This window comes from Pseudomonas sp. B13(2017), assembly GCF_002113245.1.
Taxonomy (GTDB): Bacteria; Pseudomonadota; Gammaproteobacteria; order Pseudomonadales; family Pseudomonadaceae; genus Aquipseudomonas; species Aquipseudomonas putida_Z.
The window spans coordinates 145,444-166,293 of the sequence record NZ_NEJX01000013.1; the positions used below are offsets into that span (position 1 = coordinate 145,444).

At 61.0% G+C, this 20,850-nt stretch carries 26 protein-coding genes and 1 pseudogene; 6 read left to right on the top strand and 21 right to left on the bottom strand.

Annotated elements, in window-relative coordinates:
* Positions 1-14 precede the first annotated feature (14 nt).
* Positions 15-932, bottom strand: a complete 918-nt coding sequence (locus CAG44_RS17795; protein ID WP_085692644.1) for a LysR family transcriptional regulator — start codon at positions 930-932, stop codon at positions 15-17.
* A 180-nt stretch (positions 933-1,112) separates the two neighbouring features.
* Here CAG44_RS17795 and CAG44_RS17800 point away from each other — a divergent pair, with 180 nt between their 5' ends.
* A complete protein-coding gene (locus CAG44_RS17800) occupies positions 1,113-1,490 on the top strand; it encodes a low affinity iron permease family protein (RefSeq protein ID WP_085692669.1) in 378 nt (125 codons plus the stop codon).
* A 189-nt stretch (positions 1,491-1,679) separates the two neighbouring features.
* On the opposite strand, the gene CAG44_RS17805 is transcribed toward CAG44_RS17800, so the two are convergent.
* From CAG44_RS17805 to CAG44_RS17845, 9 genes are all read right to left on the bottom strand, one after another.
* Positions 1,680-2,486, bottom strand: coding sequence for a DUF3618 domain-containing protein (locus CAG44_RS17805; protein WP_085692645.1), 807 nt, complete (start codon positions 2,484-2,486; stop codon positions 1,680-1,682).
* Positions 2,483-2,911, bottom strand: coding sequence for a phage holin family protein (locus CAG44_RS17810; protein ID WP_085664863.1), 429 nt, complete (start codon positions 2,909-2,911; stop codon positions 2,483-2,485). The genes CAG44_RS17805 and CAG44_RS17810 overlap by 4 nt, the downstream gene beginning before the upstream one ends.
* Positions 2,911-3,498, bottom strand: a complete 588-nt coding sequence (locus CAG44_RS17815; protein WP_085692646.1) for a hypothetical protein — start codon at positions 3,496-3,498, stop codon at positions 2,911-2,913. The genes CAG44_RS17810 and CAG44_RS17815 overlap by 1 nt, the downstream gene beginning before the upstream one ends.
* Positions 3,499-3,738: 240 nt before the next feature.
* Positions 3,739-4,263: a hypothetical protein gene (locus CAG44_RS17820; protein ID WP_085692647.1), complete on the bottom strand. Its 525-nt coding sequence runs from the start codon at positions 4,261-4,263 to the stop codon at positions 3,739-3,741.
* Between the two features lie 107 nt (positions 4,264-4,370).
* Positions 4,371-4,667: a DUF6555 family protein gene (locus tag CAG44_RS17825; protein WP_025339190.1), complete on the bottom strand. Its 297-nt coding sequence runs from the start codon at positions 4,665-4,667 to the stop codon at positions 4,371-4,373.
* A gap of 112 nt (positions 4,668-4,779) precedes the next feature.
* Positions 4,780-5,493: a DUF72 domain-containing protein gene (locus tag CAG44_RS17830; protein WP_085692648.1), complete on the bottom strand. Its 714-nt coding sequence runs from the start codon at positions 5,491-5,493 to the stop codon at positions 4,780-4,782.
* A complete protein-coding gene (locus CAG44_RS17835; protein WP_085692649.1) occupies positions 5,494-5,790 on the bottom strand; it encodes a hypothetical protein in 297 nt (98 codons plus the stop codon).
* Between the two features lie 18 nt (positions 5,791-5,808).
* Positions 5,809-6,027, bottom strand: a complete 219-nt coding sequence (locus CAG44_RS17840) for a hypothetical protein (protein WP_003258752.1) — start codon at positions 6,025-6,027, stop codon at positions 5,809-5,811.
* 100 nt (positions 6,028-6,127) lie between these two features.
* Complete coding sequence (locus tag CAG44_RS17845; RefSeq protein WP_085589826.1) at positions 6,128-6,661, bottom strand: cupin domain-containing protein; 534 nt, start codon at positions 6,659-6,661, stop codon at positions 6,128-6,130.
* A 139-nt stretch (positions 6,662-6,800) separates the two neighbouring features.
* On the opposite strand from CAG44_RS17845, the gene CAG44_RS17850 reads away from it, so the two are divergent.
* Positions 6,801-8,588: a thiamine pyrophosphate-requiring protein gene (locus CAG44_RS17850; protein WP_085692650.1), complete on the top strand. Its 1,788-nt coding sequence runs from the start codon at positions 6,801-6,803 to the stop codon at positions 8,586-8,588.
* An 87-nt stretch (positions 8,589-8,675) separates the two neighbouring features.
* Positions 8,676-9,542 (top strand): patatin-like phospholipase family protein, encoded by an 867-nt coding sequence (locus tag CAG44_RS17855; protein ID WP_085692670.1) that lies wholly within the window; start codon positions 8,676-8,678, stop codon positions 9,540-9,542.
* Positions 9,543-9,564: 22 nt separating this feature from the next.
* Here the strand turns inward: CAG44_RS17855 and CAG44_RS17860 are convergent, their stop codons facing one another.
* Together CAG44_RS17860 and CAG44_RS17865 are read right to left on the bottom strand one after the other, a co-directional pair.
* Complete coding sequence (locus CAG44_RS17860; RefSeq protein WP_085692651.1) at positions 9,565-10,023, bottom strand: MaoC family dehydratase; 459 nt, start codon at positions 10,021-10,023, stop codon at positions 9,565-9,567.
* A gap of 100 nt (positions 10,024-10,123) precedes the next feature.
* A complete protein-coding gene (locus tag CAG44_RS17865; protein WP_085692652.1) occupies positions 10,124-11,014 on the bottom strand; it encodes a LysR family transcriptional regulator in 891 nt (296 codons plus the stop codon).
* Between the two features lie 127 nt (positions 11,015-11,141).
* On the opposite strand from CAG44_RS17865, the gene CAG44_RS17870 reads away from it, so the two are divergent.
* Positions 11,142-11,972: an oxidoreductase gene (locus tag CAG44_RS17870; RefSeq protein ID WP_085692653.1), complete on the top strand. Its 831-nt coding sequence runs from the start codon at positions 11,142-11,144 to the stop codon at positions 11,970-11,972.
* 47 nt (positions 11,973-12,019) lie between these two features.
* Here the strand turns inward: CAG44_RS17870 and CAG44_RS17875 are convergent, their stop codons facing one another.
* Positions 12,020-12,895, bottom strand: a complete 876-nt coding sequence (locus CAG44_RS17875) for a LysR substrate-binding domain-containing protein (RefSeq protein WP_025339199.1) — start codon at positions 12,893-12,895, stop codon at positions 12,020-12,022.
* 153 nt (positions 12,896-13,048) lie between these two features.
* On the opposite strand from CAG44_RS17875, the gene CAG44_RS17880 reads away from it, so the two are divergent.
* Both CAG44_RS17880 and CAG44_RS17885 read left to right on the top strand, forming a co-directional pair.
* Positions 13,049-13,474: a VOC family protein gene (locus tag CAG44_RS17880; RefSeq protein WP_025339200.1), complete on the top strand. Its 426-nt coding sequence runs from the start codon at positions 13,049-13,051 to the stop codon at positions 13,472-13,474.
* Between the two features lie 102 nt (positions 13,475-13,576).
* Positions 13,577-14,833: a cation:dicarboxylate symporter family transporter gene (locus tag CAG44_RS17885; protein ID WP_085589836.1), complete on the top strand. Its 1,257-nt coding sequence runs from the start codon at positions 13,577-13,579 to the stop codon at positions 14,831-14,833.
* A 173-nt stretch (positions 14,834-15,006) separates the two neighbouring features.
* Here the strand turns inward: CAG44_RS17885 and CAG44_RS17890 are convergent, their stop codons facing one another.
* From CAG44_RS17890 to CAG44_RS17925, 8 genes and pseudogenes are all read right to left on the bottom strand, one after another.
* Positions 15,007-15,510 (bottom strand): peroxiredoxin, encoded by a 504-nt coding sequence (locus tag CAG44_RS17890; RefSeq protein WP_085589838.1) that lies wholly within the window; start codon positions 15,508-15,510, stop codon positions 15,007-15,009.
* 84 nt (positions 15,511-15,594) lie between these two features.
* Complete coding sequence (locus CAG44_RS17895) at positions 15,595-16,215, bottom strand: hypothetical protein (RefSeq protein WP_085589840.1); 621 nt, start codon at positions 16,213-16,215, stop codon at positions 15,595-15,597.
* 39 nt (positions 16,216-16,254) lie between these two features.
* Positions 16,255-17,169: a universal stress protein gene (locus CAG44_RS17900; RefSeq protein ID WP_085692654.1), complete on the bottom strand. Its 915-nt coding sequence runs from the start codon at positions 17,167-17,169 to the stop codon at positions 16,255-16,257.
* 69 nt (positions 17,170-17,238) lie between these two features.
* Positions 17,239-18,156: pseudogene (locus CAG44_RS17905) on the bottom strand (universal stress protein).
* 106 nt (positions 18,157-18,262) lie between these two features.
* Positions 18,263-18,682, bottom strand: coding sequence for a DUF6691 family protein (locus CAG44_RS17910; protein ID WP_085692655.1), 420 nt, complete (start codon positions 18,680-18,682; stop codon positions 18,263-18,265).
* Position 18,683: 1 nt separating this feature from the next.
* Positions 18,684-19,121, bottom strand: coding sequence for a YeeE/YedE family protein (locus CAG44_RS17915; RefSeq protein WP_085589848.1), 438 nt, complete (start codon positions 19,119-19,121; stop codon positions 18,684-18,686).
* Between the two features lie 41 nt (positions 19,122-19,162).
* Positions 19,163-19,801, bottom strand: a complete 639-nt coding sequence (locus CAG44_RS17920; protein WP_085692656.1) for a dTMP kinase — start codon at positions 19,799-19,801, stop codon at positions 19,163-19,165.
* A 205-nt stretch (positions 19,802-20,006) separates the two neighbouring features.
* Positions 20,007-20,795: a LuxR C-terminal-related transcriptional regulator gene (locus CAG44_RS17925; protein ID WP_075045269.1), complete on the bottom strand. Its 789-nt coding sequence runs from the start codon at positions 20,793-20,795 to the stop codon at positions 20,007-20,009.
* Positions 20,796-20,850 lie beyond the last annotated feature (55 nt).

The window sequence follows — 20,850 nt, forward strand, 5'->3', positions numbered from 1 at the left end:
TGAGCCCCGTCATCTTATCCATCAGCAGCGATGAGCTGCTCGAAACGCTCCGCCAGAAACGCTCTGAGCACCTGCACAGCAGGCGTGAGCGATGTTCGATGCGCGCATACCAGCTGCAACGGCGCAGGTTGACCGTAATCCCCGGGAAACAACTCGATCAGCCGCCCGGCACGTATGTCCGCCAGCACGTCCAGCCTGGATTTGTAAACGACCCCCAATCCGTCAACACCCCAACGCCGAACGATATCGGCGTCATCGCTCACGCGGTCGCCTGTGACTTGCACGGTCTTAACGCCATCGGGCAAATGGAAGCTCCATCGCTCGTAGGTTTGCTCGCCCATCACATAACGCAGGCAATTATGCCTGCCCAGATCTTCCAAGGCCCCTGGTGCCCCATGTCGTGCCAGGTAATGTGGCGAGGCGCAGACCGTTCTGCGATTTCCAGGGGCAAGCATCAGTGAAACAAGGCTGGAATCTGCCAGCTGCCCATATCGGATACTCGCATCCAGTTGCTGGCCGACAAGGTCGGCCACCTGATCGCTGATCCGCAGTTGCAGCATCACCTTGGGGTGCAATCGCTGGAAATCGTCCAACCAGGGCAGCAGCAGATTCCTGCCAATATCCGAGGGCATGGACAGGCGAAGTGTACCCGCGATCTCATCTCGCCCCTCGGTCAGCGCCACCTCACCGTTGTCCAGTGCCTCCAAGGCCTGACGGGCATGAGGCAGGTATCGCTCGCCATCATCCGAAAGCCGCAAACGCCTCGTGGAACGCACGAACAACCTGGCACCCAGGCAGCTTTCCAGGCGCTGGACTGCGCCGCTGGCCAAGGCCGGTGAAATATTCAACAACCTGGCCGCTGCCGAGAAGCTGCCGGCCGAGGCTGTTGTGACGAAGACCTGAAGATCATCAACCCGAACTGTTTTTTTCACTGTGGAAAATTCTTGACCTGGCGCGAGGATCAAAGCGTAGCGGCAATGCTGATACCTGCCCAGCGTTGGCTTGCAGGAATTGCAGCGCGCCAGGTGTATCCCGTCATCCAGGCGAAAAAGCAAAAAAGATTTCAGCGCACCGCTGCGGTCAGAATCGTAGATAGCAGTGGAGATAACACCATGAAATTCGCGCTGTTCTGCCAATGGCTCGCCAAGCACGCTGGTAAACCCAGTACCTTCCTCATCGCCGTGGTGCTCATCACCCTGTGGGCTGCGTCCGGGCCCTGGTTTCACTACAACGACACCTGGCAACTGATCGTCAACACATCGACGACCATCATCACTTTCCTGATGGTCTTTCTGATTCAGAACACCCAGAACCGTGACAACGACATCATCCACGTGAAGCTCGACGAACTGATCCGCGCTACAAAGTCCGCAGAGCAATCGGTACTAGGTCTCGAATCTCTCGACAACCGAGAGATCCATCAACTTCGCAAGGAGTATCAGGCGATGGGCCGAAACTGCGAAACGGCCCCACAGTCGCCTCGCGAATAGCAGGCAGACGATGCCGCTCGGGACAACCTGCAGCGCTAGAGGTCCACGGGCATTGAGGAGTTCGGTCAACAACGCGTCGATCTTCAAAGCAGAGCCTCCCTGATTCAAGCTGCAAGCGATTGTCCTGCACACAGATAACCGCCGGCCCTCTGCCGGGGCAGTTGGGCCGACGACGAAGATGCCGCAGGATCAGGAATTGAAGCCCAACCCCGAGGAAAGATCGGAGTTTCCAGGCCTGCGCTCTGCCTGTGTCGACGCTTTACCACCCGCCTGATCGAGCGACTCTTCGACCGACGCCTTCACCTCGCGGCCCTTGGCCTTGAGTGTGTCGGTCAAGCGATCGCTGCTGGCGCCCATCAGCTGGTCTTCCTTGCGGGTACTGGGCAGCGCCGCCCCCAATGCCGCACCCAGTGCTATCCCCAAAGCGGCCAATACCAGCGGTTGCTCCTGAAGCAGATGATCGAACTGGCCTTTCAGAGCCGTGGCCTGGTCTGCGGCCTTGTGTGCCGAATGGCGCAGGGTATCCGCAGAAGCGCCCACGGAGTCGCGGGCACCACTGCCAAGTTCGCTGGCCCGATCGCGCATGTCGTGGGCTTTCATGCGCACCTTCTGGCTGGCGTCGTGCACTGCCTCCCCCGCCTGCGCGAAAGCGCCCTTCACCGTGTCCACCGCGTCGCCGAGCTTTTCGCCCAACCCCGGGCCCTGGTGCGCAGGCCCGGGGTTGAAGGGGCGGTTCTGGTTCAGGCCCAGCCAAGCCAGGCCCAGTACCGTCAGGGTAGCGGGTACGGGGTTGTTCTTGAGGGTGGTGCCCAGGTTCTGGAAGAACTCGCCGCCATTGCCTTTGGCATAGGCCAGGACTCGGTCGACTATCTGGCCCGGGCTCAGGCGCTGTTCGAGGGCGTCCACCAGATCGCTGATGTGCTCGCGCTTGGCGTTGATTTCCTGCTCGAGCAAGTCAGGGTCTTTGTGCGCCTCATGTTCGAAGGAAGTGGTCATGGCAGTTTCCTCTTCAGCGTGTCCTTGTCCTGCTGCATGGCATGCAAGGTGCGGTCAGGGGCCAGGTGCGTGGGTTCGAACTGTTTCTTGCCCGACTGCAACATGATGAACCCGATCACCAAGGTGACCGCGCCCACGATCAAGGCTGCCAGCCAAGGCTCGACCACCATCGCCAGGGCGTAGACTGCCGCCAGCAACAGGATGACGAAGCCCGCCAGCATCACGATCGCTCCCGCCGCCACCGCAGCCGTGCCGGCCTTCAGGGTGGCGAGGTTCTGCTGCAGCTCTGCCTTGGCCAGCGCCAGCTCTTTGGTGAACAGGTCCGGTACTTCCCGCATCAGCTGGCGCAACAAACCGCCAACACCGACGGCGTCGTCTTCCACCGTGTGCAAGCCTGGGGTGGTATGCAAGGGGTCTTTGTTCATCATTCACCTCCTTTGAGTGGATCGCGCTCGAACGGGCTGCCACTGACCGGCGTGCCTGCACCAGGGCCGACTGGGTCGACGGGGGTGAAAGGTTCACGGTTGGATACGTCGCTACCACGATCAGGAACGGGCTGCGCGGGGCGGGACTGGCGCAAATCCGCGGACGACGCAGGGGTGGTGGACTCATGGCTGGTGCTGGCTCGCATGAAACGCGACACGGCAAACCCGATGGCGACGCTACCGGCCAGGAAGAGCGCCGGGTTGCTCCTGGCCAACTGAGCACCACGCTGCAGCAGGCTTTCGGCACTTTCGTGGCGTACCTGCTCGGCAAACTCACCCACGCACTCTGCTGCCTGGTTCAGGTACTGCGACAGCCCGAGACTGTCGTTGCCTTGCAGCGCAGCAGCAGCCGAGCGCGCCCCCTCCTCAAGCGAATCAAGCTGATCGGCTGCGTTATCGCGGTAGTGCTCGAACTGCTCGCTGCCTTTGTGCCTGGCCTCGCCAAGCAGCGCACCGGCGTCATCGATCAAGGCATGTTCCTGGGTGCTGCCGGGTGGAGAGGTCGAGCTTTGATTGGTCTTGTCCATCGTTTCGCCCTCGAAGCTGATTGTTGGGTGAGTGCCGCCTTTATTGGGGCATTCATTCGAGGGACGCAGGTGAGGCGGCAGGAGTTCAGCGTTTGTGATCTATGACATTTGCTTGGAGGCCCAGAGAAAATGGCGCAATCAAACCTGGTTGTTGGTACCGGAGCAAAGGCTTTGAAGGTGGCGGTAATCAGAGTCGACAACGATTCGAGCACCGCGTTGTCTCGGGAGCAGCCGTGCTGCTCAGGCCAGCTGGATGAAGACCGCGTAAATACCGAGAATCATCCAGAAGCCCAGGAATATCCAAGGTGTACGCAGCGAAAACAACAACGACTTGCGGTGCCCGGCCAGGGAGGTTTCCGCCTCGCTGAACAGTGGCGATTCGTCATATGCCAGCCCCATCAGTGGCTCGCTGCGCAGAAGGTGGCTCTGTTTCAATTGCCAGTGCTCGATGATCTTGTAGGCCGCGCGAATGCCCGGCCAGGCATTGAGTGAACTCAACACCCCCAGCAATGCGAGAAACGGCGGAACCACCAGCGTGAACATCTCGCCCCAGCTCTGGTTGAGGTTACCCATCGACGATACGAAGGCGATCACCAGAAACGACTGCGCGGCAAGATAGGCGTCAGTGCGGTTGGCGAGGATGCTGGTCTCGTACTGGATTTCACGGCGGTAGAAATCAAGGCGCTCTTTTGGCGAACCGAACATGCGGGCGTTCCGCTCGCTGATCTCGTGTTCAGGGGTGCCTGGAGTGATGATTCGCGGCACGTACTGGCTCCTGAAAGTGAGAATGATGGTGCCTCGAAACTTGAGAAGCGAACCCATGAGTGAAGGCCTGCCTGAAGATTTCAGGCAGGTCCTGGTCACAACAAGCTTCAGGTACCGCCGGTACCGCTATTGGAGAATTTCTTTACATCAATGGTCGGTGCGACGAACTCCGGCCCGTCGCCCGATACCCGCCAGCGCACATTGTTGATGCCGTAGCGCTCAGCCATCGGCCGGCTGACCTTCTTGATCTTGTGCTGGCCGAACCGTGGAATGATGCCCACGCCAGCATCGCAACTTGCCCAGTGCCAGGCTTCGGCGTTGTCCATACGCTCGAGCCGGATGATGAAGGTGCGAAATTCCCCATGAAGCTCGTACTCGATCACATACAACTGCTGTCCAGCCATTGCACTCTCCTTCACCAATTCAGACTAATGGAGCGAGCAACGTGTAAAAAGATTCATTAATTTTGACTGGTTGGTCATCGCTCTTTTCCATCGCCATGTTTCCATCACGTACTCAGCGCAAATGCCGCTCCAGAGCCAGTGCATCGGCTATCGCAGCACCGGAGGCGGTGTTGTCGAAAATGCACCAGGTGGGCACTCCAGCGGCAAGGCTGTGCTGCAAGCGTTCAGCCAGACGCTGCAGATATTCGTCGGGATACTCGCTGTGGTAGATCCTCGGTTCGCCATGCAGGCGCCAATAGACCAGCCCTGGCCAACCACCCGGTTGCGCATCGGTAACGAAACGCGACGGGCTCGCGGCAACCTGGGCGATGCGCAAATCGACCAGCATCGGCTGCGCCGATTGCCAGCTGGCGTGCCTGGGCTCCAGCGCTACCGGCCCGTCATACCGTTGCCGCAGGCTTTCGAAGAAACGTCGCGCATGCTCGGGGTCATGGCCAAGCGATGGCGGCAGTTGTACCAGCAGGCAACCCAGGCGGTCGCCCAACTGCCCGCATTGAGCAAGAAATCTGTCCAGCGCATCCTCGCACCCGCAGAGCCGCTGCTCATGGCTGATGGCCTTGGGCACCTTCACCGCAAAGCGGAAATGCTCAGGCACGGACGCAGCCCAACGGGCGTAGGTTTCGGGGCGATGGGGTCGGTAGAAGGAACTGTTGATTTCCACCGCATTGAAGCGGCTGGCGTAGCGTTGCAGGTGACTACCGGGCTGCTCAAATGCCTCGGCGTAACGGCTCGACAGGCTCCAGCCAGCGCAACCCAGATGAATCATTCAACGACCTGCTGGTTCGCTACGCAACGCCTCGCCCTCACCCGCGACGCGCCGGGCATACCCAACACCCCACAGCAGCGCCCGCCTCATGGTTTCCCCTGCGCGCTGGTCGTAGATCCGTTCGTATAGCACCGAACCGTCGGTGCGATAGACCCCGATGAACAACTGCGTGGCGCCTGTGCGTGACAAGCGTGTCTGCACCTCCAGGCAGGTGCCGGTGCCGAGCGTTTCCTCATGGGTTTGATGGTGCAGGATCGGGTCGCACCACCGTCTGTAGGTTTCACCTCTTCGTTTCATCTGCCAGCCCTCACCTTTTCATGGCTGCTGATAATGCCCCGGCGATGTGCCTGGTTCATGGTCGTGCTCCAGACGCTGCACCTGCACGTCAGTGAAAGATGACGCTTCGTTGCGGTGCATGCCTTGCAGGTAATCGCGCGCCGCTTCGCGGCTCAGGTCCTCCTGGTCGCTGCGCAACTCGCAGGTGCCGGGTTGGTTGTCGAGGATGTAGCTGATCAGGTACAGGTACTTGGCCATCGCTGTAACTCCTGCTGGCTGAGTGAAATCGGGCGACTCAGCTCGATTGATCCTGGCTTGAGTGCAGCCGTTCAGCAGCGACGACGACCGGCTCAGGAACTCAGCGCCAGGCCGTCATCAGGGCGCCACGCGTGCCGTTGACCGGGTCTTGTGCAGGGTCGGGCACGGAAGCGATTCGCGCCAGCGCCTGCTGGTGCGCTGCGCTTTCTGGGCGCTGGATATCGTAGTTTTCCTGCCCCTTGGGATAGGCGCCGACCACCAGAAAATCATCGCTGCTCTCGACGCAGCGATGGCCAGTTCCTGCCGGCAGTACCAGTACGTCGCCGCACTTCACGCTTATTGTCTGCCCCGCTTCGCCGCCCAGCGTCACCCGCGCCCGGCCGCATGCGACGCCCAGAACCTCATGAGCATTGGGGTGGAAGTGATGGTAATCGAAGATCCCGCCGCGCCACAGCGGCACCCACTGGTGTGCGGTGAACAGCGCCTCGAAGGCACTGGCGCAGTCTTGCGACGGGTTGAGTTGCAAGCGGTACAGCAATACCGGGAAACGGCTGTTCGGCGTTGCACCGTCGTCCTTGAAATACAAGGTCTGCACGGTGGCACCCGCAGTGTCTGTCGCATTCATGTCGAGCATCCTGATCCTGTTGTCCGTTCACTTGCGAACCCGATGGCTCATGCAAGGTTCCAGTCGGTAGACCAGTGCGCACACGCTTGAAACTTTCCCGATCCGAGCCAAGTCCAGACCCCTATCGGTCACAGGACGGGAGAAGACAATGACCAGCACGGTAGGCGACTTTCTGGTGGAGCGCTTGTATCAATGGGGGGTGCGGCGCATCTTCGGCTACCCCGGCGACGGCATCAACGGGGTATTCGGGGCGTTGAGTCGGGCCGAGGGCAAGATCCAGTTCATCCAGGCACGCCACGAGGAAATGGCAGCCTTCATGGCCAGCGCCCATGCCAAGTTCACCGGCGAATTGGGCGTGTGCATTGCCACCTCCGGCCCCGGCGCTTCACATCTGCTTACCGGCCTGTATGACGCGCGCATGGATCACCAGCCAGTGCTGGCCATCGTCGGCCAGCAGGCGCGAGCAGCGCTTGGCGGGCATTACCAGCAGGAGCTGGACCTGCTGTCGATGTTCAAGGACGTCGCAGGTGCCTTCGTCCAGCAGGCTTCGACCCCGGAACAGGTGCGCCACTTGCTCGATCGCGCCGTACGTACCGCCGTCGGCGAACGCCGGGTCACCGCCATCATCCTGCCCAACGACCTGCAGGACCTGCCCTACCACGAACCACCGAAAGCCCATGGCACGGTGCATTCCGGCATCGGCTACAGCAGGCCCAAGGTGGTGCCTTTCGAGCAGGACCTGCAACGTGCCGCCGAGGTACTTAACGCTGGACGAAAAGTGGCGATCCTGGTCGGAGCCGGTGCACTGCAAGCCACCGAACAGGTGATCGCGGTAGCTGAAACGCTTGGTGCAGGCGTGGCCAAGGCGCTGCTGGGCAAGGCCGTAGTGCCAGACGACCTGCCCTGGGTCACCGGCGCCATCGGGCTGCTAGGTACCGAACCGAGTTATCGGTTGATGAGCGAATGCGACACCTTGCTGATGATCGGTTCCGGCTTCCCCTACGCCGAGTTCCTGCCTGAGGAAGGCCAGGCCCGTGGCGTGCAGATCGATTTGCAGCCAGACATGCTCAGCCTGCGCTACCCCATGGAGGTCAACCTGGTCGGTGACGCCAGCGAAACGCTGCGGGCACTGCTGCCATTGCTCGAACACAAGACCGAGCGCCGTTGGCGCGACAAGGTCGAAGGCTGGCGCACAGACTGGGACAAGACCTTGCAGAAACGCGCCTTGGTCAAGGCCGACCCGATCAACCCCCAGCGCGTGGTGCACGAACTCTCCCCTCGCCTGCCCGACCACGCCATCGTCACCAGCGACTCCGGGTCCTGCGCCAACTGGTTTGCCCGCGACCTGCAGATACGCCAGGGCATGCAGTGTTCGTTGTCCGGTGGCCTGGCCAGCATGGGTGCGGCGGTACCCTATGCCATCGCCGCCAAGTTCGCCCATCCGCAGCGCAGCGTGGTGGCATTGGTGGGTGACGGGGCGATGCAGATGAACAACCTGGCCGAGCTGATCACCGTCGCCAAGTACTGGCGCCAGTGGGAAAACCCCCAGTGGATCTGCGCGGTGTTCAACAACGAAGACCTCAACCAGGTGACCTGGGAGCAACGGGTAATGGAGGGCGACCCAAAGTTCGAGGCCTCACAGACGATTCCTGATGTGCCCTACCATCTGTTCGCCATCTCCATCGGCTTGCAAGGCATCTATGTGGAACGCGAAGAAGACATTGCCGGCGCCTGGGAGCGAGCCCTGGCGGCTGACCGGCCGGTGTTGATCGAGTTCAAGACCGATCCGGACGTACCTCCCTTGCCGCCGCACATCAAGCTTGAACAGGCGAAGAAGTTCGCCAGCAGCCTGCTCAAGGGCGACCCGGACCAGGCTGGGGTCATCGTGCAGACGGCCCGGCAAGTTCTCGGTTCGGTATTGCCGGGCAAGAAATGAGACGTGCGCAGCAGCCGCAGCAACCAGCCCCGCCGGCACCCGGCCAACTACACTCAGTCGACACACGTCTGCGCAGAGACAGTAATCATGCCTACGCAAACCGCAATCGTGTTCGCTGGCGGCGGCAGTCTGGGTGCGGTCCAGGTGGGGATGCTGCGGGCCCTGGTCGAAGCCGAAGTCCAGTTCGACATGGTGGTTGGCGCCTCGGTAGGCGCCATCAACGGTGCCTACTTTGCAGCAAGGCCCAACGCTCAGGGTGTCGAGACACTCGCCGAATTCTGGCGAGGCCTGAGCAGAACCGACATCTTCCCCTTGTCCTGGCTCGATACCTGCCGAGGCCTGCTCAAACGGCGTGGTTTCCTGCTGCAGCCAGCGGCCTTGCACCGATTGCTTGGCAAGGCGCTGCCGATCCATCGCATCGAGGATGCGAAACTGCCCCTGCATATCGTCACCACCGACCTGCTCAGTGGTGCCGAGACAGTGCTGTGCAATGGCGAACTCGAGCAGGCGCTACTGGCCAGCGCCGCGATCCCGCTGGTGTTCCCTTGCGTGCAGATCGGCGGCCAGTTCCTGGTGGATGGCGGTGTGGCAAGCAACACGCCTATTTCGACTGCCGTAGCGCTGGGCGCCAGCAATGTCGTGGTAATCCCCACCGGGCTCAGCTGCGCCTTGACTCAACCGCCCCGCGGCCTTGTTGCCTTGGCCCTGCACACTGTCAACCTGATGAGCATGCGCCAGCTTGTGAGTGACATCGAACACTTCCGCACGCTCACCAGCCTGCATATCGTCCCGCCCTTGTGCCCGGTGGATTTCTCGGTATTCAACTTCGACCAGACCGAGTCATTGCTGGAGCGGGCCTATGAGCAGACGCTTCGGTGGCTGGACCACGGCGGGCTCGAACGGACCAAGGTGCCGGGTGCCCTGACCGTTCACTCGCATGCCCATGAGCATTGATTGATGTGGACGGTTCGGGGCCTTACGCATCTGGCCGGCGAAACACCAATACCCTTGAAACAGTGGTTTGGCATACGGCATCGTCCTGATTGAGCGTGATGCTTTCAAGGACAGCGAAGCCCCGGTCAGGCTTAGACTTCGACGCGGCAAGCTCCCTTATGGTTGTGGTCACTCGCAGCAGGTCACCTGGTCGCACAGCCCTTGGCCAGGTGATTTCGCTGCCGGCCCCGATGAGCCCTCCGGCCACAGGAACACTCTCTACCAATAACCGCATCGTGACTGCGGATGTATGCCAGCCGCTAGCAGCCAGCCCAGCAAAAAAGGTTTTTTGGGCAGCATCGGGGTCCGTATGGAATGGCTGGGGGTCGAACTCCGAGGCGAAGCTCAGGATCCGTTCCTGGGTCATTTCATACGAGCCGCTCATGAAGGACTCACCTACTTGCAAGTCCTCGAAAAAGAGCCTTTCAGGTGCAGAAGCCATGAGTTACCTCCGGGGTATGCAGGCAGCGACGGCAAAGCGAACGTCTGGAACTGGCGCCAGTTTAGCCCTTCCCTACCTGCCTCCAGAAGCCACGCTCACGCTAGCGCTGCTGCCGTACGAACTCGATGAAGGCCCTCAACGCCGCAGGCACCTGGCGGCGGCTCGGGTAGTACAGATACAGCCCCGGGTAGTAGTGACACCAGTCCCCCAGCACCTGCTGCAGATGGCCACGCTCCAGATGCTCCTTGGCCATGTCTTCGAACACATAGGCCAGGCCGAGCCCTTGCAAGGCAGGCGCCAGCATCAGGCTGACGTCACCCAATACCAAGGGCCCCTGGACATCGACCTCCAGTTGCACGCCCCCACGCTCGAACTCCCATCGATAAAGTGCGCCACCAGGGAAGCGGTGCCCGATGCAAGGTAGCTGCTTCAAGTCTTGCGGGTGCTGTGGAACAGGATATCGATCGAAGAACGCGGGCGCCGCTACCACCACCGAACGAAGGTAAGGGCCGATGGGCAGCGAAACCATGTCCGCCTGGAGTCGCTCCCCCAGGCGCACGCCGGCGTCAAAGCCGGTGCCCACCATGTCCACCAGCGCATCGTCACTGACGATTTCCAGGCGTATATCCGGATACGCCAGCAGAAAGCGATTGGCCAGTGGCAGTAACGCGAGCTCTACTGCGGCGCGCCCGGCGGTGATGCGCAGGTTGCCTGACGGTTTGTCGCGGAAGTTGTTGAGGTCCTCCAGCGCGTCGGCGATGTCCCGAAAGGCCGGTTGCAGCCTCTGGTAAAGACGCTCCCCGGCCTCGGTAAGCGCCACACTGCGCGTGGTGCGGTTGAACAGGCGAACATCAAGACGGGTTTCCAGGGCCCGCAGCGCATGGCTCAGGGCCGAGGGCGTAAGGCCCAGCTCGACCGCCGCGCGGCTGAAGTTCAGGTGGCGGGCAATGCACAGGAACAGGGACAAGTCGGCGGTGCTGGTTGGCTTCATTGCTGAAAGCTACTCAAAGGCCTATGTAATATTCATGGGATTATCACAGCAATCCGCAGATTTTAAAGTTCGCTCAACTCATCGAGAAGGCCCGCATGGTGCAGGGTCGGATACAGGAGGAGTTGACATGCGTACCTGGCTCATTACTGGCGCTTCCCGCGGTTTCGGCACCCTGATCGCCCAACAGGCCCTGGCAGCGGGTGACGCCGTCATCGCAACGGCGCGTAACCCGGAAGACATCGAGGCTCGCCTTGGCCGGCACCCGAACCTGTTGGCCGTGCGCCTGGATGTGACCCGCGAAGAGGACGCCCATGCGGCGGTCGCTGCTGGCATCAAGCATTTCGGGCAAATCGACGTGCTGGTCAACAATGCCGGTTTTGGCGTGCTCGGCGCGGTAGAAGAAACCAGCGCCAGCGAAACCGAACGGCTGTTCGCCACCAACGTTTTCGGGCTGCTCAACGTAACCCGCGCCGTACTGCCCCACATGCGTCGCCAACGCAGCGGCCACGTGATCAACATCTCGTCGCTCGGCGGCTACCAGGCCTACATGGGCTGGGGGGTGTACGGTTCGACCAAGTTCGCGGTCGAAGGCATCAGCGAAGCGATGCATCAGGAGCTGGCCCCCTTGGGGATCAAGGTGACCGTGGTCGAGCCGGGCTTCTTTCGTACCGACTTCCTGGATGACCAATCGCTGGTGAAGACGGCGCTGGAGCTGCCTGACTACGCAGCCACCGTCGGTGTCATGCGCCACCACGCCGAGGCGGCCAACCATGCCCAGCCCGGCAACCCTGCGAAACTGGCCGAAGCCCTGCTGGCCCTGGCCAATGCGGCGAACCCGCCACTGCGCCTGGCGCTGGGCAGCGACGCCGTCGCGCGCATCGAGGCCAAGAACAGCGCGGTCGAGCAAGAACTGGCCCAGTGGCGGGACCTGTCGCTATCTACCGACTTTGCCGCGTAGCCGTCGCTGGCCTGCCAAACCTGAACCGGGTGCGCCGGTTCAGGTTGTCAGTGGCATTGAACAGCCGCCTCGACAATCAGCTGGACCAAGAGCGTAACCTGCACGCTCAAGGCAACGTTTGCAGGGTGAACCAGGCCAATGTCGCGATGAAACGTGTGGCCGCCAAGATCATAGGCGCGCACGGAGGCAGGCCAGGCGTCTCGGCTGACTGTTTGTGGCACCAACGCTACCCCCACACCCTTCCCGACCAGTTCGGTGATGGCATCCAGTTCGTCCAGTTCGCACACGTCTCTGGTATTGAAATGAAATTGTCGAAGGAAGCGGTCGACCTGGCGCCCACCAAATGACGAGCGATCGTAGCGAATGAAGGGTTGGGTCGAAAGCATTTCGCTCCACTCGGCATCCGCGAGCCCGGCTGGAACTATCAGCCTGTAAGGCTCGCTTGCCAACGTTGTCCAGTGAAGATCGCTTTGCAATTCGAACGGCGGCCTGATGATCACGGCGATGTCGATTTCCCGGGCATCTACCGCACTCAGCAGCTCCAGCGACAGGCCAGGGATGATCCGCGTGCGACATTCAGGCCGGGCGCCATGAAACTGCGCCAGTGCTTGTGGCAGCAGTGACCTCTGTACCGACGCGATAGCGCCGACCTCTACCTGCACGGTAGGCGCCACACCCTGAGCACTGGAACCCAGGCTGTTGTAGAGCCTGACGAGCTCCTGGGCCTGCTCCAGAATCTGCTGCCCGCGCCTGTTCAGCTGGGCGTTGCGGCCTTTGCGTTCAAAGATTTCATACCCCAGTTCGGCCTCCAGCCTCTGCATCTGCGCGCTTACGGCCGCCTGGGTCAGGTTCACCTTGAGCCCGGCTGCAGCGAACGTGCCCTCCCGGGCCACGGCAATCAGGGTCTTGAGCTCGCGGATCATTCACAATTTTCCTTTGTGTTTTTAAGAAAAATATATTGATTTTTTTATTATTTGGCCACTCCTAGAATCGGCAAAAACGAGAAACAAGCCACCCACCCCAATGACGACCTGTTGCTTCACAGGTCGTTACCCATAGCCCTCAAGGAGTTTCTGATGAGCCTGTCCCCCTTCCATCTCGCCATTCCGGTTTACGATATTCCCGCGGCTCGCAAGTTCTACGGCGAGGTGTTCAACCTTGAAGAAGGACGTTCCGCAGCCCAATGGGTCGACTTCAACTTCTATGGCCATCAACTGGTCATCCACGAACATCCCAAGATGCCCTACCAGGAACATGCGCTGAGCAACCCGGTAGACGGCCACAATGTGCCAGCCCCTCACTTTGGCGTGATTTTGCAGTGGGACGAGTGGGAAGCGCTTGCCAAGCGCCTGACCGACCTGGGTACCGAATTCGTCATCGAGCCCTACGTCCGCTTCAAAGGCCAGGTGGGCGAGCAAGCCACCATGTTCCTCTTCGACCCGTGTGGTAACGCGCTGGAGTTCAAAGCCTTCAAGGACATGGGGCAGATCTTCGCCAAATAGCGTTGTTTGCCCGCGTGCCCCCGGGCGTGAGCCCTTCGCTCACGCCTTCAATTACTGCCAACAGCGCAGCACACCTTAAATCAATAAAAATAGGCTGGCGTCATGAAAAAAGTCCCACTGGTCTGGCAGATCGTTATCGGCTTGTTGCTCGGCATCGGCGTTGGCTGGTTCTTGAATACACACCCGGAACATCAACAATGGGTCAGCAGTGAAGTGCTCAAACCCCTGGGTGACATCTTCATCAAGATGATGAAGATGATTGTCGTGCCCATCGTCTTCTGCTGCATGGTGCTCGGCATTGCAGGGGGTGGCGACAACAAGTCGTTTGGCCGTATGGGGGTCAAGTCCCTCGGCTACTTTTTCGCAATCACCACCTTGGCCATCATTGTCGGGCTCGTGCTGGCCAATCTTCTGGAGCCTGGTTCAGGTACGGTGATCGCCGGCATGGCGGGAGGCGATGCGAGCATTAAATCGGAACCTGCCAAAGGCGCTTTGCTGATCCTGCAGAACATTGTGCCGGACAACCTCTTCCAGTCGCTGTCCGAAGGCAAGCTGCTTTCCATCCTGTTCTTCGCGGTACTGTTCGGCATGGCCCTGAACGCCTTGCCGCGCGAAAAGAGTGCGCCAGTCGTGGCAACACTGCAGGGCACCGCCGACGCAATGTTCAAGCTGGTGAACTATGTCATGGCATACGCGCCCATTGGGGTGTTCGGCATGATCGGTTCCACCGTGGCAACCTTCGGCTTCGCCTCCCTGCTGCCATTGATGAAGTTGATCGGGGTCGTTTACCTGGCACTGATCCTCTTCGCACTGATCGTACTTGGCGGCATCTGCCTGTTGATCGGCGAGAACCTGTCGAAGCTTGTCCGCTATTTCAAGGATGAGCTGATCCTGGCGTGCTCGAGTGCGGCATCCGCGGCGGTAATGCCACAGCTGATGGAGAAGCTTGAACACTATGGTGTTCCCAGGCGTATCGTCAGCTTCGTAGTACCGGTCGGGTATGCGTTCAACCTGGATGGGGCGTCGATTTTCCTGGGAGTCGCGACGATCTTCATCGCCCAGCTTTACGGTATAGACCTCACACTGTCCCAGCAAATACTGCTGGTCGTGACCATGGTGCTCACCTCCAAGGGCGCAGCCGGTGTTCCAGGCTTCGCAATCATCATCCTCTCGGCCACGCTGGCATCTGCCGGGCTTCCCCTCGATGCTGTGGCGCTGGTGGCAGGCATCTTCCGAGTGATCGAAAGCGGGACTACCACGCTGAACGTGCTCGGCAATGCAATAGCGCCACTGGTGATTGCCCGCTGGGAGGGGGTTCAGTTGAAACCATCCCGGCGTGAGGCGGCGAGTAAAGGTTGACGGGCCAATTGCCCAGCCCTTCGAGCTGCGCTGTCGCGCAGGGAACAATATTCGAGAGCGGGTCACATCCCCTGTGGGAGCGGGCGTGCTCGCGAACACCGGCGCAGCCGGTGCCATGCACCGCGGTGGCCGTTTCGCGGGCTCGCCCGCTCCCACAGTAACGGTGTATGCCTTCAGGGCTTACAAACAGCCAACATGCTTGCAGCGTCGCTGCACTCGAACTTGCCGGGTGCTTCGACCGCGATGTGCCTGACCACCAGGTCGTCGACCAACATGGCATAGCGTTGCGAACGCCGGCCCATGCCGCGTGCCGAGAGGTCCTGGATCAGGCCCAGCGCCTCGCTGAACTCACCGTTGCCATCGCCAATCATCCTGACCGCCTCGCCCACCTGCAGGCTCGCGCCCCAGGCATTCATGACGAATGCATCATTGACCGAAACACAGAGAATTTCGGCAACCCCGGCAGCGAACAGATCTTGTGCCGCAGCCACGTAGCCCGGAACATGCCGCTCCGAACAGGTTGGCGTGAAGGCACCAGGCAAGCCGAAGATCACCACTTTTTTCTGCTTGCAGCGCTCGTGCAGGGAAAACGCGTTCGGGCCGATCGCACAGCCGCCCTCGCCGTTGCTGTACTGGTAAAGCGTTACGTCGGGCAGTGTATCGCCAGTCTTGATCATCGCTGTCTCCCTGGGGCGGTAATTGGCCGGGCATGATGCAGCAATCCACCAGGGTTCGTACATGGTGCACCGCTTTGACAATGATCAAAGCAACAGATCCAGTTGCTCGAGGCACCGCCGCTCATCAATTGCGGTAACGCCCTTCAATGTACTCGCGTCCAGTAGCGGTGTATTGAACAGCGCCAGCCGAATCACCCCGTTGCGATCCAGAAACGTCTGTGCCAGGCACTGGCAGACCGGATTTGCCACCTGTGCGACGATAGGCGCGTTTTGCGGAACAGCGGCCTGAGCCTGGAAATTGGCCTCGCACGCATTGACGATGTTCTCCACGGTACGCCCGGCCAGCCATAGCGTGCCTGCGCCAAACCCTGCCATCAACGCCAACATGGCCAACAGAATGTTCGACTCCCTGGCCACCGCCCGGATGCGCTTGAGCCTTGCCTGCCAGCCGATGGCGCCACCGGTGAAAATGGTATTGCCAACCATGCGCTTGACGCTGCGCTGCACGGCCCATCCGACTGCTGCGCTCAATGCAAACAAAGCCAGCAGCACTGCCGGGGTACGCATTGGCAGCCGCCATACCGGGCTGAGCGCCTGGTAAACAGAGGCCACCAGCACCAACGTGGCGATCGCTGCGATCCAGCCAAAACTGCCCCGGGGGCGTTTTAACCAGGCCCTGAGCTTTGCCCTTGCTTGTGTATCCATGACACCTCCCGCATCGCCGTCAATGCACGGGGGCTGGCGCTACGGCTCCCACGTATCGATTACATGGGGATGAACCGCCAGCACACTGCATGGCGGCTTGCTGACGATACGTTCGGTGGTATCGCCCAGCAGCTTGTCCAGCCCCTTGGGCTGAACGACGCCCATCACCACGGCATCGATATCCAAGGCAAGCACTTGCTCGCGAATCACCTGCACCGGCGGCCCCTCCTTGAAGTGCCGGCGCTCCAGAGGAACGCCTTGGCTATCTGCCAGCGTGTCGAAGCTCGCCTGCAAGGCATCGCGCATTTCATCGATCCACGTCTGGGTGAGGTTGATATCGGCGGCGAAAACCCCGGCCAGGTTGTATGCCGATAACAGGTCCAGCCGAGCGTCGCACTGCAATGCCAACGCTCGTGCTGACTGGATGAGCGCCCGATTGAACGCAGCCTGGGCGTCGGGGGTTTCGCTCAAGGCGGTATCCACGGCTACCAGTATGCGTTTCGGCAACGCCGTGGCGGCCTTGGGCACAAAGTGCGTCAGCCCCTTGGTCGCGCGCATCAGCATACAGTCCAGCGGTGTGCCGAACACGCGCGCCAGTACCGGTGTAGCCTCGCTGTCCTTGATGACCATATCGGGCTGGAGCTCGGTGATGTAGTCGATGGCCTCGCTACGCAGGTCGTCGGCGTAAACACTGTCGTGCGTCAGCGGGACGCCGCCGGACCGGTGCCGCTCGATCAGCCCCGCGAGCCGTTCCCGAAATTGCTCGTACTGGCGCTGTTCATCGGCCTCATTCAAGCGCTCTTCGCGCAGCAGATGTTCCTCGACGGGCTCGAACAACCCGAGCACATGCACGGCGGCGCCGCTCGCATGCGCCAGGGCCAGGGCCCTGCGCAAAGCGGCCGAATGCGGGTCAACGTCGGTGAGCAGCACCAGCAGTTGTCGATAATGGCCCATGGGAAACCTCCGGCCGGATGTGGCGATGATCAATAGCCTCTGGCTACGGATAGCCAAGGCCCCTGCCGTTCAACGCTCGGGCGAAACAATCAGCACACTGTTGCCCAACCGGTGCAGTACCCGCTCGGTGGTACTGCCAATGAACCAGCCGACGCCATGGTGATGATGGCTTCCCACCACAACCACATCGATGGCGTTGGCTTCCATGAACAGTGCCAGGACCTTGGCCGGGTCCCCTACCCGCATGTGACGTTGTTCGGCGGCGATCCCGTTGCGCTCCGCCAATGCCTGGAAAGCGTCGCTCTGGGCCTCGTGCAGGGTCTGGGCCAGGTTTGAATCGAACAGGAACGAATGTTCCCGACTGCCGCCAGCATCCAGGTACATGGAGCCCAGATCGTAGGCATACAGCACGTCCAGGCTTGCGTTGCATTGCAGCGCAAGTTTCAGCGCTTCGTTGATGATCCGGTCGTTGAACCCCGCATATTGATCGTCCGGCCGGGACAGGTCCACGGCTGCGAGAATCCTGCGCGGCAGGGCGTGCTCGGCCTTGTGCACCAGGTGCAGTGGAACATGTGCTTCGCGCAACAACTGGATATCGAGCGAGGTGAACATCGCGCGCATCCACCATGGTTCGTGCTCGAACGCCTTGATCAGCATGGCGAACGGCTGCTCGCGCAGATGCACCAGGATTTCATCCAGCGGATGCTGGGCCCATACCACCTCGGTGGTCACTGTCACGCCATTGCGCCGCATCGACAGCGCCTGGGTTTCCAGCCATTGGCGGTGCTATTGCACATACCCGTCGCGCATGGTGGCCAGTGCCTGGTCATTGACCAGGCCCGCCGTGGCCAGCCCTTCCAGGTAATCGAATGCCACGATGTGCAGCGCCATTCCCTTGGCCTTGGCCAGCGCTGCGGCACGGTCATAGACCGGGGTGCGACGCATCAATGGTGACGCGATGAGCAGTAGTCTCTGCGGGTTGGACATGGCACACCTCTGCGGTCTGGATGTGTCACTCGATCATGTGCCAGCGGCGCCCTGCCATATTGATGTCTATCAATAGTCCAGCCGGTTTTCTCGGGCAGCCCGACCATCAGCTAGCACGGCGCACCTGAAGCCACTGGAACAACCCCATGCCACCCAGCATCGCAGCGACGAACAGCCAGGCCTGCCAGTACCCTGCAGGCAGCAGCACCAAAGCCGGCCCCGGGCAGATGCCGGCAAGCCCCCAGCCAATGCCGAATACCAGGCTGCCACCGATAAGACGTCGGTCCACATCACGTCGGCCGGGCAATTGCATCGCCCCACCCAGCAGTGCCGTTGAATGACCGCGCGCCCAGCGCATCGGCAACCATGCCGCGGCAATCGCCCCGATCATCACCAGCGCCAGCGAAGGGTCCCATTGCCCGGCAATGTCGAGGAAACCGAGCACCTTGGCGGGGTCGGCCATGCCTGCCAGCAGCAACCCCACGCCGAACAGCAGCCCGGCGAAAAAACCACTGAACACTGGCATGTCAGGCCCCTTGTACGAGGTGGCGGACGACATACACCGTGGCAAAACCGGTGGCCATGAAGCACAGCGTTGCCACCGCCGAACGGGGTGACAGGCGCGACAGGCCACAGACGCCGTGGCCGCTGGTGCAACCGCTGCCGTAGCGGGTGCCGAGCCCTACCAGCAGGCCCGCTGCGATGAGTGTCCACGATGCGGTGGTGAAGCGCGGCGACGGCAGCGTGGCAAATATCCCCCACAGCAGCGGTGCTGCCAGCAACCCCAGAAGAAAGGCCAGTTTTTCCCTGCGCCCTTCCCCGCCTCGCTGCAGCATCGAACCAAGCAAACCGCTTATTCCCGCAATACGGCCGTTCACCACAGCGAACAGGCCAGCCCCCAGCCCGATCAACACACCACCGGCCAGCGCGGACCATGGCGTAAAGGCCAGCGAATCGATTGTCATCGTATTTCTCCCTGGGACAGGAACATGACTGGATTAAAGTTTCAGTGCTCGCAGCGCAAGCGATGACGTGGTCGAAGCACGCCATCGATCTCGGCCACTACCTGCCGCGTTGCATCCTCGATGGCCCCTTCATTACGGCACAGTACCCAGCCGTGTTCCACAACCGCACGTTCGAACGCCTCGGTACAGGCAACCTGCTCGTCCAGGCTATGGATCACCGTACTGCCCAACCCGCGCGTTCGTGCCGCGGCCCTTGCCCATGAAGTATCAGGGGCCGTGACAACGCCGACATGCAAATCGGGCACTTGCACATTTCGCTCGAGGTTCAGGCGCAGGATCTCGTCGAACGCCACGCTGCGGCGAAATGCGGCATCAGACGGGTACCAGCGATCGATCAGGATGATGCTGTCTACTGGCTGCCTCGGCAGCACATGCCGGGAAATCCAGGCACGGCTTTCGGCGAAGCGCTCGCATACCCTCAATTCCAGGTCCCGGGAGGGGTTTCTGACCAGTTGATTGACGAGGGCCATGGTTTCCCCCCGGTAGGGGTCGCTTTTTTTCTCGCAAAGCCGGATCACTTTCTTGTTGTCAGCCCTCAGGGCCTTGGTAACCGCCTCCAGAAGCGTGGTCTTGCCGGTGCCCTTGGGCCCATCGATGGAAACAAACAGCGGGCGGGTCATTTCTGATTACCAGTCGAATCTGAAGATGCAGCGCAGGCCTGGGTGCCAGCGCAGTCCTTGTGGGAGCGGGCATGCCCGCGAAGCAGGCGACGTGGTGGATGGCACCGGCCAAGCCGGTGTTCGCGGGTAAACCCACACACAGGGTCCCTGCCAAAGCAACAAGTCATGTGCAGCCCCATGAGAGGGGGCATGCAGTTGGCCGGAATCAACCCAGCTGGGCCTGAAGAAACAGCGAAAACAGCTCCGACTGCGATTTGATACCCAGCTTGCTGTACATATGCTTGCGGTGCACTTTCACTGTCTCCACGGAGATTTCAAGCTTGCGCGCGATCTCTTTGCTGGAACACCCGCTGAGCATCAGCCGGCCCACCTCCAGCTCACGCCCGGTCAGCGGCGACTCCATCTGCTCGACCCTGTCCTCCATGCGGCTTTGCCAGTGCGGCGCGGGCTTGGTGGCCTCTTCCAGCAATTCCCGCTCGAAGGTCATCCGCTGGCGCATCAGCGCAGTGACCCACGGCCGCAACAGTTCCAGCAGGGTGACCTGTTCGATGCTGAACCGGCGCTTGCTACCCAGCGACAGGCACAGCGTGCGCTGCGCATCCAGCTGCACGTTGAACTGAATTTCATCGGCAACCACGTTAAGCCGGAAATAGCGCTGGTAGTAGTCCGTCTGCTCGAAACATTCAGGGGCCACATCCGCCAGGCGCACCAGGCCGGACACCGCAGCCTCTCGGCTGGCCACGTAGAACGGGTCCAGCAGGTACAGGCCGTTCAGGTAATCCTGGAACAGCGGATCAGGGTTGCCGTCTGCACTGGGGCATTCGGCGAACACCTGCGGGCGCCCTGCGGAAAACAGCAGCGCAACCCAGCTGTCGCAGGCAACGTACTCGTTCAGCAACCGCACCAGAGCTGTCCAGAAGTGGTCCTTGTCGAGGGTTTCGATCAATTGGCCTACCGATCGGTGCCAGGCGATGTCGTGCAGCGTAAAATTCATCCTCTACCCCTGTTGGGTTACCACGTGGGCGTAATACCCCCCGCCATGATGACCA